At 42.7% G+C, this 13,964-nt stretch carries 13 protein-coding genes and 1 pseudogene; all 14 read right to left on the bottom strand.

What is annotated here, in order from left to right:
- Nucleotides 1–310: 310 nt before the first annotated feature.
- Nucleotides 311–934, bottom strand: a complete 624-nt coding sequence (locus tag AC075J_RS12850; protein ID WP_476390396.1) for a D-alanyl-D-alanine carboxypeptidase family protein — start codon at nucleotides 932–934, stop codon at nucleotides 311–313.
- The gene (locus AC075J_RS12845) at nucleotides 927–1,148 is read right to left on the bottom strand and encodes a hypothetical protein (RefSeq protein WP_476390395.1); all 222 of its coding nucleotides are present in this window, start codon (nucleotides 1,146–1,148) and stop codon (nucleotides 927–929) included. Before AC075J_RS12845 ends, AC075J_RS12850 begins: the two co-directional genes overlap by 8 nt.
- Nucleotides 1,149–1,203: 55 nt before the next feature.
- Nucleotides 1,204–1,512: a hypothetical protein gene (locus tag AC075J_RS12840; protein ID WP_476390394.1), complete on the bottom strand. Its 309-nt coding sequence runs from the start codon at nucleotides 1,510–1,512 to the stop codon at nucleotides 1,204–1,206.
- A complete protein-coding gene (locus AC075J_RS12835) occupies nucleotides 1,509–2,669 on the bottom strand; it encodes an FtsW/RodA/SpoVE family cell cycle protein (protein WP_008703169.1) in 1,161 nt (386 codons plus the stop codon). The genes AC075J_RS12840 and AC075J_RS12835 overlap by 4 nt, the downstream gene beginning before the upstream one ends.
- A 42-nt stretch (nucleotides 2,670–2,711) precedes the next feature.
- On the bottom strand, nucleotides 2,712–2,954 hold the full coding sequence (minE, locus tag AC075J_RS12830) for a cell division topological specificity factor MinE (RefSeq protein ID WP_476390393.1): 243 nt from the start codon (nucleotides 2,952–2,954) through the stop codon (nucleotides 2,712–2,714).
- A gap of 25 nt (nucleotides 2,955–2,979) precedes the next feature.
- A pseudogene (gene minD, locus AC075J_RS12825) lies at nucleotides 2,980–3,769 on the bottom strand (septum site-determining protein MinD).
- Between the two features lie 60 nt (nucleotides 3,770–3,829).
- Nucleotides 3,830–6,724, bottom strand: coding sequence for a penicillin-binding transpeptidase domain-containing protein (locus AC075J_RS12820; RefSeq protein WP_055199503.1), 2,895 nt, complete (start codon nucleotides 6,722–6,724; stop codon nucleotides 3,830–3,832).
- Complete coding sequence (mreD, locus tag AC075J_RS12815) at nucleotides 6,709–7,239, bottom strand: rod shape-determining protein MreD (RefSeq protein ID WP_055199504.1); 531 nt, start codon at nucleotides 7,237–7,239, stop codon at nucleotides 6,709–6,711. Before mreD ends, AC075J_RS12820 begins: the two co-directional genes overlap by 16 nt.
- Nucleotides 7,229–8,140 carry a rod shape-determining protein MreC gene (mreC, locus tag AC075J_RS12810; RefSeq protein ID WP_020993912.1) on the bottom strand — a complete coding sequence of 304 codons (912 nt, stop codon included), beginning with the start codon at nucleotides 8,138–8,140 and terminating at the stop codon, nucleotides 7,229–7,231. Before mreC ends, mreD begins: the two co-directional genes overlap by 11 nt.
- A gap of 17 nt (nucleotides 8,141–8,157) precedes the next feature.
- Nucleotides 8,158–9,171, bottom strand: a complete 1,014-nt coding sequence (locus tag AC075J_RS12805) for a rod shape-determining protein (RefSeq protein WP_022379976.1) — start codon at nucleotides 9,169–9,171, stop codon at nucleotides 8,158–8,160.
- Nucleotides 9,172–9,193: 22 nt separating this feature from the next.
- Nucleotides 9,194–9,913, bottom strand: coding sequence for a RadC family protein (radC, locus tag AC075J_RS12800; RefSeq protein WP_008703183.1), 720 nt, complete (start codon nucleotides 9,911–9,913; stop codon nucleotides 9,194–9,196).
- 300 nt (nucleotides 9,914–10,213) lie between these two features.
- A complete protein-coding gene (locus tag AC075J_RS12795) occupies nucleotides 10,214–11,809 on the bottom strand; it encodes an NAD(P)/FAD-dependent oxidoreductase (RefSeq protein ID WP_055059504.1) in 1,596 nt (531 codons plus the stop codon).
- A complete protein-coding gene (locus AC075J_RS12790; RefSeq protein WP_055059503.1) occupies nucleotides 11,806–12,996 on the bottom strand; it encodes a BaiN/RdsA family NAD(P)/FAD-dependent oxidoreductase in 1,191 nt (396 codons plus the stop codon). Before AC075J_RS12790 ends, AC075J_RS12795 begins: the two co-directional genes overlap by 4 nt.
- Nucleotides 12,993–13,964 (bottom strand): methionine gamma-lyase family protein (locus AC075J_RS12785; protein ID WP_476390392.1); only part of this gene is annotated, 972 nt, incomplete at its 5' end. The genes AC075J_RS12790 and AC075J_RS12785, both read right to left, overlap by 4 nt.

Below are 13,964 nucleotides of genomic sequence, written 5' to 3'. Positions count from 1 at the left end.
TTTTTACCTGTCCGTTTCCGCGGCAGATCAAAGATAAGGCATGTGCAATATCTTCGATACAGATCATATCCGGATCCGGATGTAATGGATCTATATGTCTGCCTGTGTATGTTGTAATACAATTGTTATTCATGATCTTTCACCTCGTTCTTTTATGTAACCGGAATTCTTGTAACAGCAAAGTGGATGGTCTTGTACGACCCCTGTCGGAAGACTTTATTATGTTATAGGTGTTATAAAAACATTGCGGAGAATTTTCGATAACATAAAACGGATACAATTAATCATAACTGTATCCGTTTTATATTGACTAACTGTTGATATTCTGAAGCAGTGAATTCATCTCCTGATACAGAAGTTCTTTCGTAGCAGCTCCCATTACAATTGAAACAAAAGTTTTTCCGTATGCATTCTGTGTAAGGATTGCAAGACAATTGCCGGCTACTTCTGTTGTTCCGGTTTTACCACCGAGAATTGTAACATCTTTTGGGGCTGTTGCCTCTCCGGTAAGATAATGGTCTGTTGCGGTAAGCGTGGTGCTTTTTTCAGTTCCGTCTGAGCCTGTATAGGTTACTGTATAAGACGGCAACTCTGTAATTTCTGTAAATTCAGGGTAGGTGAATGCTTCATTCAGCATCAGATAAATATCATATGGTGTTGTATAGTGATTTTCATCCTGCAGTCCATGTGGATTGGAAAAATGTGTTCCTGTACATCCAAGCTTTGCGGCATAATCATTCATCATCTGTACGAAGTTCTCTGTATTGCCTCCAACATATTCCGCAATGGCAGAAGCTGCATCATTGCCGGAATATACAAGCAGACAGTGGAGAAGCTGATCAAGGGTAACCTGATCGCCGGCCACAAATCCGCAGACCTGTGATCCATCCTCCAGTGTAACATTATCCTGAGTGATCGTGACAGTGTCATTCAAGTCTTCCACTTTGTAATGCAAGCATTGCTGTCATGATCTTGGTAATACTTGCAGGATACACCTTATCATAAATGCCGTTTGCATACAGTACTTTATGATTGCTCAGACTGAACAGTAGCCCTTTCTGTCCATCTTCCAGCTGGGCATTCTTAATACGATCAACATTTCCTTTGGGGGAAACGCATAATTTCTGGGCGAAAGATTCTGTTCTCATATTTTCCTTAGCTGCAAGGGCATTTGTGAAAACTTCAGAAGAATCAAAAGCCTGTTCAGGAGTACCAAAGATAATTTCCGCTTAATATATTCCATCCGTAAAAAACACCGCCGGCAGCTGCAAGAATCACAAATACACCAACCAGAATCCTGAATATATGTTTTAATCTCTGACGCTTTTTATGATATTTTGTACGTAGCAAAGCCTGATGCTCCTCTGTTTGTCTGGATGGCATCTGCGATTTCGGTAGTTTGACTGTCTGAAGCGGTCTGGAAGGTTTGTGTCTGTGCGGAGCTGTAGATTTGTATGGAACAGCAGATTTCTTTTCCGGTATTTTACCGGAAGATTTCTTTTTTGTTCTCATAAGTAATCCTCTCTTCTGTCAATTTCTTTTTGAATAATTTCTTTATTGTATGTGCTGCTCTGAAGTCCTACATTGAGTACAAGCCCCATACCAATATACAGACTTACCAGCGAAGTCAGTCCATAGCTTACAAAAGGAAGGGGAGTTCCCGTATTAGGCGCAAGACCTGTTGCAACACAGATATTAATGAAGCTCTGTAGTGCGATCAGGCCGCCGATTCCACAGCAAAGAACCTTTCCTGACAAATCTTTTGCCCGAAGACTCATCCGGATACATTCAAAGGCAATTGCCAAAAGTAGCAATACAATTATCACGCATCCAATAAATCCGTACTCTTCACCTGCAACAGCAAAAATAAAGTCTGTCTGATTCTCTGCCACGAAGTTTCCCTGATTTACAGAAGTTGTACTGTCATCACCGCTTAATTTCTTACCAACCAGTTCCCCTGAAGCAATTGCAGTTTTAGAGTTATTCTGCTGTTCAATATCATCCGAGTATTCTTCGTTTTCCGGATACAAAAAAGACATGATACGGCTTCTCTGGTAATCCTTGAGCAGTTTCTGATCCGGCTGGACAACAATTGATAAAAAAATAATGGTCAATGGAACAGCAATAAGCAGTGCTCCTCCGATGATCTTATAGCTTAAACCTGCAATATAGATCATAATACAGAAAATTACTACAACAGTAATTGTATTTTTCAGGTCCGGCTGTTCCAGGATCAGGAACAGAGGTACTGCCAGTAACACGCCGGATAATGCCAGCGTTTTAAGTGTATTCAGTGTTTCCTCATGATCCATAAAAAATTTTGCAAAGAATACGATCAGGATAATCTTTGATAATTCTGTCGGCTGAAATCGGAAAGATCCGATACCGATCCATCTGGCAGCACCGTTGGCACTGTCACCCGCAATACGCACAACGATCAGCATGATAATATTAAATCCATACATGATCCACTGAAAGTTCATGATCCATGAGTAATCCAGCAAAGAAAGGATCAGCATGACAATAAGTCCAAGTATTACTCCGGCAAACTGCTTTGATCGCAGGTCCGATGCTGCTGTGCCTACCAGTGTAACTCCTATCAGGCTGATCGCCAGCAGGAAAATGATCAGTCTGAAATTGTAAAATCTTAATTTATATTGCTTTAACATAATTTATCTGTCCTTTTTAGTAACTGTGAAGATACCAAACGGTTATCCTTTTTGTTTAAAACAGGAGTATAGCGCATGGAGCATCAGTCCAGGTTCCTGCGTAATCTGGATTTTTACCTGTTCTTCATCAATAGTAAGGTATTTTTTTACGGTATGTATCATATCATTCCGCAACATTTTCATCATCTGTGGAGAGCAGTCGATACGTTCCGAGATCAGCAGAAGCTTCATGCGGTCTCTTGCATATCCGGCTGAACGCTTCTTTTCTTTAAAAAAAGCTTTCACACAGATTCCCCCTTATAAATACAGGCTACTTTTTGAAAAAACTACCTATTTTTCTTAATAACCCCTGCTTCCTGTTAATGTCTGCAAACGGAATCTCTTCACCTAAAAGGCGTTTACAGTATATTCATGTATCTTCTTCTGCCTGAGAAGATTTCCCGGAAAGAGGCTCCCCCTGATTTGTGGCAATCACAATCTGTTCATCATCCAGAATTGTTCCGATCAGATCAACAGCAAGGATATCCGTTACATCATCTACGGACATCATATCACCTCTTGCAATCATATCCGGCCGCAGGCGATTGATGATCAGGCTGATATCTCTGATCTCGTTGGCTTCCAGGAGTCCGATGATCCGATCTGCATCACGTATCGCAGAAACCTCCGGCGTGGTAACTACCAGGGCTTTATCAGCACCTGCGATCGCATTTTTAAATCCCTGTTCAATTCCTGCCGGACAGTCCAGAAGAATATAATCAAACTGTTCTCTCAGATCGTCGGTCAGTTTTATCATCTGTTCCGGAGACACAGCGGATTTGTCTTTTGTCTGCGCAGATGGCAGAAGACATAATTCCGGGATGTCCTTTATCCTTGATCAGAGCCTGTCGCAGACGGCAGCTTCCGTTAATGACATCCACCAGATTATAGACAATCCTGTTCTCCAGGCCCAGAACAACATCCAGATTCCGCAGACCGATATCTGTATCAACCACAACAACTTTTTTGCCCAGCATAGCCAGACCTGTTCCGATATTGGCGACAGTTGTGGTTTTTCCTACTCCGCCTTTGCCGGAAGTAATCACAATGACTTCACTCATAGTTACAATTTCCTCCCTGAAAAAATTTCCATTCTTCTGGTATTCTCCTGTATGGTAGTTTCAGTCATTCGAAGTGTCACTGGTATCACTTGCCGCAACACCGGTAAGAATAGACTTTTCATCAGTTAATTCAAAGATATATTTAAAAATATCATCAGCTGCAAGACACGCATTACCGGAAGTATATCCATTCTCAATACGCACTGCAATCGCATATTCAGGATCTGAAGCCGGGGCATATCCCACAAACATACCATGGTTTGGATGATAAACATTTACCTCGGCTGTACCGGTTTTACCTGCCACATCCATGCCAAGTCCGTCAAACTGTCTGTGAGTCTGTACTACCCGGTACATTCCGTCGTGAATATCATCCCACACATTCTGTGATACATCAACTGTATTAATGATATCCGGCTCATATTTTTTTAAAGTATTACCCTTGGAATCTGTCTGTCTGTCAAGTAAAGTCAGATCATAAACATTTCCACTGGTAGCGATCGCTGTTGCATAACGTGCCAGCTGACTGGTGGTATAAGCATTGGTACCCTGTCCGATATAAGACGGGACTGCGTAGGAATCTGACACATGAGGTGCGGATTCTGTGATCTCGATACCTGTTTTCTTATCCAGACCAATCTCTGAAGCATATTTTTGCAGTACACTCAGGCTTCGGTTTTCTGAAAAGTTTCCGTCTGCATCCTGACCAAGTTTAAAACCAACCATGTTGAAATAATAGTTACAGGACTGCTCAATCGCCTCCCTGATCTCGATCTCTCCATGTCCCTGTTTGTTCCAGCAGTTGATCGGAGGTGTTACAAGATCAAAGGAGCCGGTACAGTTAATGTATGTTCCGTCATCGATCACTCCTTCAGACATTCCGGCAATTGTAGACAGAATCTTAAATGTAGAACCCGGTGCTGCTGTCTGCTGGGTTGCTTTATTGAAAAACGGACTGGATTTATCTGTAGATAATTTCGCATAATAATCCGTATCCATGTTATTTACCAGACGGTTATTGTCATATCCCGGGTAGGATACGCATGCAAGAACATCCCCTGTTTTGACATCTGTGATTACTGCAGAAGCAGAACATGGCTCCAGCGCAAGCTGTGCAGGTTCTATTTCGAGAGTATAAATTTTATTGATCATAAAGTCATAAGCTGTCATGGAGCCGGAGGCCAGTGCCTCGTAACTGCCATCATCTTTTGATAAAACTCCCTGTTCATACAGCACCAGACAGATCTCGCTTCCGGAAATGGTGTCCTCCTGAAGCATATACTTATATAGAAGTTTTGAGAAATTGGTGTCTTTTTTAAGATAATCGATCAGATAATCTGTAAGAGCCTGATATACTTCATCGGAATCCAGATAATCTCCTTCTGTAGAAAATTTGGAAATATCGATCCAGTTCTGACTTGCCGCATATGTCAGATAATCTTTCAGACTGATATCTTTATCGGTTGTCCATTTCTGATAAGTACTGTCAGAGGTATCAATGGCATTCTTTGAGATAACCCCCAGCGTATCTCTGAGAAGATCATCACAGATATAAGTAAGGTATTCCTGGATCTGATCATCTTCATCTTTTACGGCCGGTGGATTCTCAGCTGTCAGCCTGTTAGTTATTGTATCAAAAACCTGTTGCTGTTTCTGTTGAAATTTGGCATATAATTTTTTTTCTGTATCGGAAGCGTTGGCATCACTGAATTTATTGATATCGATGACACTGTTGGCAATCAGGGCATTATATACATCATAGATCGGTATTTTAATCTGTGCAGCATCATTTACACTGAAATCATAGGTTTTGGATGCTTCAATCTTGGATAAAAGGATTCCGGCAACTCTCTGTTTCAGGATCTGGTAGATAGCGGACTGCCAGCTGCTGTCTATGGTAAGATAGGTGTCATTACCTGCGACAGGTTCTACTCTAGTGCTGTCGTCAATCTTAAGTACTTTGCCAAGGTTATCGACAGTGACAGTTTCTTCACCGTCTGTTCCCTGAAGAGATGTTTCCATATATTTCTCAATTCCCGATTTACCGATGATCGCATCATTTGAATAATCAGGATTCTTCTGTCTCAGTTCTTCAAGCTCTTCTGAAGAAGCCTGTCCCGTATAACCAAGAATTGGTCCCATGCTTGCATCATCAATGTATTTGCGGACAGAATCCTCTACAATGTCAATTCCCTGAAGCTCCGGCTGATTTTCCCTGATTGCAGCTACAGATTTTTCGCTTATATTTGAAGCAATCGTAACGGCCATGTACTTCTTGAAACTGTTAGTGCTCAGTGCATAGCGGATTTTGGAAAGCTCAAGTATATCCTGCTTTGACAGGCTCTCCGGAAGTCCATGGGATGTCAGTTCTTCTTTGGTATAAGCATTATCGCCGTAAAGAACAATGGAAAATCCCTCTTTTCCGCTCATAAACTCGATCATCTGATCTGCAGTGGCATTTTTCTGTTTTTTTGTCAGGTTATCAATCAACGGTTCTCCGTAAATATCCGCACGAAAACGGTTCAGAGTAAATCCCTCATCAACATCAAAAGCATAATTCCCGCTCTCATCCAAAACAATATGGAAGCCGGTACTGATGGAATCCCCGTTGGACTCAAGGATTTTCAGGACTTTATAGGCAATCCCGTTCAGTGTAAGATTCTTTTCTCTGGTAGAATCATAAGTTCCATTATCCTCAAAGGTAACAGAATAAGCCAGCACATTTGTTGCCAGCTCCTCACCATTTCTGTCATAGATATTGCCACGCGTACTTTTGATCACACGTTTTTTTGTTGTTCTTGATTCAAATTTGCTGATATAAGCCTCTCCCTGGATGATCTGCAGTTCAAAAAGCTGACGGACCAGAGAGGCTGACATAAATACAAAAACCAGTACCAGTACTGTGGTACGTTTTATTCGTATCTTTTTAAAAAATCTTTTTATTTTAGTACCCAAATAGACTCACTTTCCTTCATTGATGGATTATTCATGAAATGATAATTAATATAATGAAATACCCGGTAAACAATCAGTGTAAGGATCACTGTATAAAAAATCTCCGGTAAAATAATCCGGTATAAATAGGTTCCGAGCCCCAGACGTCCCCTGAGCAGAAACTGCAATGCATAGACAGAAAGTCCGTACAGTAAATCCCCGATACCTGCAAGCATAACCGGAACCTTTATATCATCATCATAGCAGATCCTGTGGGCATATCCACTTAAAAAGCCAATATACATATAGATCAGAGCGTAGAAACCAAACACAGAGCCATAGAACATGTCTACCAGAAATCCACAGAAAAATCCTGTCCACAGTCCACTTTTTCTTCCGCGCATCAGCCCCATGGATATACACAGGATCAGGATCAGATTCGGCGTGATAGAACCGATGGATATCACATGAAGAAGAGTACACTGAAGAAGAAAACTGATCAGGATCATAAAAAATAACGCTATCTTACTCTTCATTTGCAGTCGCCTCCTGAGCTGCCTGAGCATTGTCATTAACAGAATCCTGTTTATTTACTGTAATGACAAGTACATTTTTCAGATGCTGGAAATCTACAGGTGTGACAATGGTACCTGTTTTGGTCAGATTGTTGCTGTTTTGTTCCACCTCACTGACGTATCCGATAAATAGTCCCTCTACATATTTCTCACTGATATTGGAGGTAACGATGCGTTCCCCCACTGTTACTTTATTATTCTGGTCATACAACTGGCTGAAGCTTAATTTACCCTCATCGATGAGTTCCAGATCTCCTTCCACCACACAGTTATCCTGTGTGCTGACAGTCATGGCACTGACATTGCTGCTGTCATCGATAATGGAACGTACAGTCGCCCAGTGAGTTCCGACCTCTGTCACGATCCCGACCAGACCTTTATCTGCAAGTACATTATTATCCACACGAATGCCGTCTGCAGATCCCCGGTTGATCATAAAGGTATCATACCAGTTGCCCGGATCTTTGGATATGATTTCTGCAGCAATCTTTGGATATTCGGTATACTGCTGGTCAAGATTATACATCTGCTGTAATCTTACATATTCTGTCTGATCCTGGATCAGTTTATTGTTCTGTTCTGTGAGACTGTCTATCTGTGCCTTTAAATTTTCGTTCTCACTGAGGATTTCTTCTTTATCACGCATACGGTCCTGCATTCCTTTCAGAACTGAACTGATCCGATTGATGCTGTTTTCAAATGGAACGATCAGTATCCCGGCGGCATCCTGCAGCGGTGCAGTGGTTACGCCGGATGAAAAAGTGGCAGCAATACAGCTGACGCAGAAAATCGACATAATGACCAGAAGATGTTTACTTTTTAATTTAATCCTAAAATGTACTTTCTTTTTCAGGTTTTTCATTGATGCACCCCTAAAAATTATAGTTTTCTCTGCGTAACCGGTACTGCCCATTCACGCAGTTCTTTATTTCTGATTATTTTCTCCAGACCTGTAACTGCCGAGGTTTCATAAAAATCTGACAGATTAAAGGTGAATCCTGTATAACTGGCAAGGTATTTATCAATATAAGGAAGTCTGGTACTGCCTCCGGTTATGTAAATCCCCTGTTTCGCAATATGGTAGGAAATCTGGGGAGGAATTCGCTCCAGAAATGTTTTCATCTCTGCCGCAATCTCATTCAGACAGTTCATGATACCGTCATTTACCACATAAGAAGAAATGATTTCTTCTCTTGGCAATCCGGAAATACAGTCAATTCCTACAACCTTACGTACTTCCTTTTTCGGATCACTGAGGCGTCCCATGACCATCTTAAGCCTCTTGGCAGTCCTTGTGCCAATCTGCAGATTATATCTTTTACGTATTTCACTGCAGACAGATTCATTCATCTGTCTGCCTCCCAGCGGTATTTTCCTGCTGATAATGATCTTTCCTCCGGTGATGATCGATACTTCTGTACTCTGTGCACCGATATTTACGATCATATTTCCTTCCGGATCTTCCAAATTGACACCCATGGCAATGGCATCTGCAATGGGTGCCTCTACCATAAATACGCGATTTTTCTTTAACCAGTGACCATTCGCCACATGAAAATATGCCCGTTTCTCAACCGCAGTCATATCCAGAGGAACAGTAAAATACATTGTTGCGCCAAATCCCAGGATATGATCGATCTTTCGGATCATACTGTAAAGAACAATCTCCTGAAGTTCCAGATTAGCGATCATGCCAAATGTCATTGGCGAAGTAACCGTAATATCTGTGGGGGATTTCTCAAACATATCGTATGCTTCATTTCCCATTGCAATGATCGTGTGTCCCTTGGACGCGATCATATTTTTCTCGATATAAGTTTTGTTTCTGAAAAAAGAATAGACTTTTACGGAACTGCTTCCCAAATCTATTCCATATGTTTTCTCAAATAGCATATTCTGCCCCTTTGTTGTTGCCTTATTCTGTACATGTATTCCATAATCCTTCTTCTCTGAAGCTGCAGTATCTCTGATCCCCGATCACAATATGATCCAGCAGATGTATTCCCAGCAGTTCCCCCGCCTGATAAATCCTGGCTGTGATCTGTAAGTCATCCGGACTTGGTGTAGGATCACCACTTGGATGATTGTGTATCAATATCAGACTGACTGCATGGCGGCGCAGGGCTTCCATGAAGATTTCCCTTGGTGTTACCAGCGAACCGGTTGCAGTTCCCCGGGTCAGTATCTTATCTCCCAGAAAATGTCCTTTCACATCTGACATCATACAGATCACCAGTTCCTGCTCTTCATGGCGGAGTTCTTCCATATAATAAGCTGCTATGGAGGAGGGATTGTTCATAACTATCTGCGGTCTGGCAGCAGCCTTGGCAATTCTTTTGGAAAGTTCTCCAATGCATTTTAACTGTACTGCTTTTACCTGTCCGATTCCATGAATCTTCATAAGATCCTGTACAGATACATGCATAAGCCCCATAAGGCCGGGATAGGAGGACGACTCCATAAATTTCAGGATCTCCTGTGCAAGTGCCAGTGAATTCTTTCCTGAAGTGCCGCTGCGCAGGATTACTGCCAGCAGTTCAGTGTCATTTAATGAACCCTCACCCTGCATAAAGCATTTCTCATACGGCCGCTGTTCCCTGGGAAGCTGCTTCATAATATTATTTGCATTATTCATAAGTCTGCCTGTGCTCTCTAAAGCCTCTGGGCAAATTGCAAATTATATTCTAGCATAAAAGAGGAGAGATGTACACTCTCCTCTCTGATTTTTATGTGAACTTTATAGTTACTGGGTTACTGTTCACACACCACTGTCCCGCGAGGTGTTTTGGCATGAATATGCCAAAATCCCGAGACATACAAGCCAAAATTCCATTGCCGCAGGCAATCTGGAATGAATTTTGGCTACGTTACTGTGAACGGAGTGAACAGTAACGTTACTGGATTACTGGTTATCGGTAATATCCCGCTTAAGAGATCAATTGTTTTTTATAGCCGCATATTTTCGGCATACAGTCTCAGCAACTTTGATTCCATCCATGGCAGCACTTGTGATTCCGCCTGCGTAACCTGCACCTTCGCCACATGGATAAATTCCTGCCATATTTGCTGTGAGCTTCTGATCACGTACGATTCTTACAGGAGAAGAAGTACGGCTTTCAATGCCACTGAGCAGTGCATCCTCTCTGTCAAATCCGGAAATTCGTTTTCCGAAGGCTCTGACACCTTCTTCAATAGAATCGCCTACTGCTTTTGGCAGAACAGAGCGTACATTTGTCAGTATATATTCTCCCTTCATACAGGGAGTAACCTCTCCTAATGCTTCACTTGCCTGATTTTTGCAAAAATCACCAAACAGCTGAACAGGAATTTTTCCTTCTCCGAGCTCCCATGCTTTTTTCTCCAGATCACGCTGAAATTCTACGCCGCCAAGAACTCCTTTATCCGGGAAATCTTCTGGTGTAACTGTGACGATCATGGCACTGTTTGCATTTCTGGAATCACGTGCCTGATAGCTCATTCCGTTCACTGCGAGACGACCGGGTTCAGAGGATGCATTTACAACATATCCGCCCGGACACATACAAAAAGAATAAACACCTCTGCCATTTGCACACTTATGGGTTACTTTATAGCTGGCTGCACCAAGTAATTCATTCTCAGGCTCTCCATAAAGATCCATATTGATCATTTCCTGAGGATGTTCAATACGCAGCCCCACTGCAAATGACTTTGGCTCCATATAAACACCACGTTTCTGTAACATTTCAAAAGTATCTCTTGCACTGTGTCCTGGTGCCAGTACACAGACTTGTGCAGGGATTCTCTTATCATTGTTGATCTCAATTTCTTTTAATGTATTGTTCTCAAAAATCAGATCTGTTACCTTGGAACGGAAGCAGAATTTTCCTCCCATTTCTTCGATTTCATGACGCATTTTTTCAACAATACCAACCAGTACATCCGTTCCCAGATGTGGCTTCTGCTGATAAATAATTTCTTCCGGTGCGCCGGCAGCTACGAAACGCTTCAGTACCTCATGATTACGTCCGTAAGGATCTTTTACCAGCGTGTTCAGCTTTCCGTCGGAAAAGGTGCCGGCGCCGCCCTCTCCGAACTGTACATTGGACTCAGAGTCAAGAACACCATTTTTCCAGAAATTCTCTACTGTTTTCTGACGTTTCTCAGCCTCTTCTCCGCGTTCAAGTATTATTGGACAATATCCGGCCTTCGCAAGATACCATCCGCAGAAAAGCCCTGCAGGACCACTTCCCACAATAACGGGAGAATGTAAAAGAGGTGTCTCACCCGGAGAGGGAAATTCATATGGTTTCTCTTTTGTTAACATAATGTTGTTATTGTTAACTTTTTTGGCGAGTTTCTGTTCATCTCTGATCGTTACATCTACAGTATATACAAAGATTTTGTCATTTTTGTGTCTGCAGTCCAGAGATTGCTTTCTTATTTCGTAAGTAAAACTGTTTCCGGGATTTTTTAATGTTTTTGCAATCTTTTTTTCGAGCTGTGCCTTTGTATGTGTGATCGGAAGTTTCAGCTGTGAAATTCGAATCAATTTTTCTCCTCCTTTGCTGCATTTTTGCCGGCCACTGCGCCGCTGCTCCATGCCCATTGCAGATTATATCCGCCGCATGTACCGTCAATATCCAGAAGCTCCCCTGCAAAATACAGACCCCTACAGAGCTTTGACTCCATGGTTTGAGAATTTACCTGTGAGGTATCTACTCCCCCGGAGCAGACCTGTGCCTGTGAAAATGACATACCATCCTGCACTTCAAGAGGAAATTCCCTTATGGCAGAAACCAGTTGTTTTTGTGATATAAGGATTTTGATAAGCTTTTCCGGGAAAAGTCCCACCAGGAGTTCTTTTTCTTTTTTATAGGGACATGCCTTCTTTCGTGCATACAGAAGTTTCTTTAATTCTTCTTCTGACAGCTCCGGCATGAAATTAATGCGGAGCTCTGCTTTATGTCCTTCTCTGACTGCACGTACTGCATAAGTGCTGAGCTGAAACACTGGGATTCCGGAGATTCCGTATTCTGTAAGCTGCAGCTCGCCATGTTCAGATTTACAGAATTTCCCATCTGTAAAAAGAGAAATCTCTCCTTCTGTACGTACGCCTGCCCATGCCTTAAAAGAAGAACCTTTACACTTCAGGGCAGTAAGTGCCGGATAAACCGGGACAATGCGGTGATGAAAGCTCTCTGCCAGCATATATCCACTGCCGTCTGAACCTGAAACAGAAGATGCCCGGGATCCATTGGCAAGTATCAGTGCATCTGCATCATAGTGCCATCCTTTTGTCAGGATTTGGAAATTCTTTCCATTTGTCCCGGTTTTTATTTCTGTAACCTGTTCGTTTGTCTTTATTTTCACACCCAGACTGGCAGCCTCCATACACAGTACATCTACAACACTCTGCGCCTGATTGCTTCTCGGATAAAGATAGCCGTTCCTGTTTAAAGGATAGATTCCTATCTCTTTGAAAAACTCAATGGTATTCTGGACAGAAAACTCTCTGAGTGCATCTTCGACAAATTCCGGATGTTCGCCTCTGTATGCATCATCAGGTCTTGCAAGATTGGAAAAATTACATCTGCCGTTTCCTGTAGCACAGATTTTCTTTCCGGGTTTCTCGTTCTGTTCCAGAACAGTGACTGCTGCCCCGTTTCGGGCTGCCATGATCGCTGCCATCAGTCCACAGGCTCCTGCTCCTGTGATCACTACCTGTCTTTTTTTCATAAAGTTACAAGTCCTTTATCAACCATTTTCTGCAGGGACATCAGAACACCCAGTTTTGCATGTTCCCAGGTAAGTCCTCCCTGAAAATACACTGCATATGGAGGCTTCATCGGACCATCTGCAGAAAGTTCGATAGAAGAACCCTGCACAAAAGCACCTGCTGCCATGATAACCTGACTGTCATATCCGGGCATATCCCATGGCTCCGGATCCACATAACTGTCAACCGGAGCTGCTGCCTGAATACCCTTACAGAACGCGATCAGACCTTCCGGTGTGCCAAGGCTTACTGCCTGAATGATGTCCTGACGTGGCTCTGTGGAATCCGGGATTACCGGGAATCCAAGTTTCTCATAAATATTTGCCGCAAACACAGCTCCCTTTAACGCACCCTTGGTAACCATTGGTGCAAGGAAAAATCCCTGGAAGAAAGAACGGTTGACTCCCAGAGTTGCGCCTACCTCACTGCCAAGTCCGGGACAGGTCATTCTGTAAGAAGCATTCTCCACGCACTCCTTAGTACCTGCAATATAACCGCCGATAGGCGCAAGTCCGCCGCCCGGATTTTTGATCAGAGAACCAACAATCATATCAGCTCCCACATCACTTGGCTCAATGGTATCTACAAACTCACCGTAGCAGTTATCCACCATACAGATCACATCCGGTTTAATACTCTTTACAAAAGAAATCAGTTCTCCAATCTGCTTTACAGAGAAAGACGGACGTGTCTGGTATCCTTTGGAACGCTGGATCTCCACAAGACGTGTCTTTTCATTGATTGCTTTACGGATGCTGTTATAATCAAAGGTTCCGTCTTCTAACAGTTCCACCTGACGGTAACTTACTCCATATTCTGCGAGAGAACCTTTTGACGGGCGGATGCCGATCACCTCTTCCAGAGTATCGTAAGGCTTTCCGGCAGGTGCCAGAAGTTCATCACCCGGACGGAGATTACCGAATAAGGC

Source organism: Blautia sp. ZXY-1-C6 (genome assembly GCF_056339875.1).
This window is presented reverse-complemented; position numbering and strand designations above follow the sequence as displayed.

Coding starts and splice junctions, on each gene's coding strand:
- AC075J_RS12845 (WP_476390395.1), bottom strand. CDS start 1,148: ATGAGAACAGAATCTTTCGCCCAGAAATTATGCGTTTCCCCCAAAGGA.
- AC075J_RS12840 (WP_476390394.1), bottom strand. CDS start 1,512: ATGAGAACAAAAAAGAAATCTTCCGGTAAAATACCGGAAAAGAAATCT.
- AC075J_RS12835 (WP_008703169.1), bottom strand. CDS start 2,669: ATGTTAAAGCAATATAAATTAAGATTTTACAATTTCAGACTGATCATT.
- mreD (WP_055199504.1), bottom strand. CDS start 7,239: ATGAAGAGTAAGATAGCGTTATTTTTTATGATCCTGATCAGTTTTCTT.
- mreC (WP_020993912.1), bottom strand. CDS start 8,140: ATGAAAAACCTGAAAAAGAAAGTACATTTTAGGATTAAATTAAAAAGT.
- AC075J_RS12805 (WP_022379976.1), bottom strand. CDS start 9,171: ATGCTATTTGAGAAAACATATGGAATAGATTTGGGAAGCAGTTCCGTA.
- radC (WP_008703183.1), bottom strand. CDS start 9,913: ATGAATAATGCAAATAATATTATGAAGCAGCTTCCCAGGGAACAGCGG.
- AC075J_RS12790 (WP_055059503.1), bottom strand. CDS start 12,996: ATGAAAAAAAGACAGGTAGTGATCACAGGAGCAGGAGCCTGTGGACTG.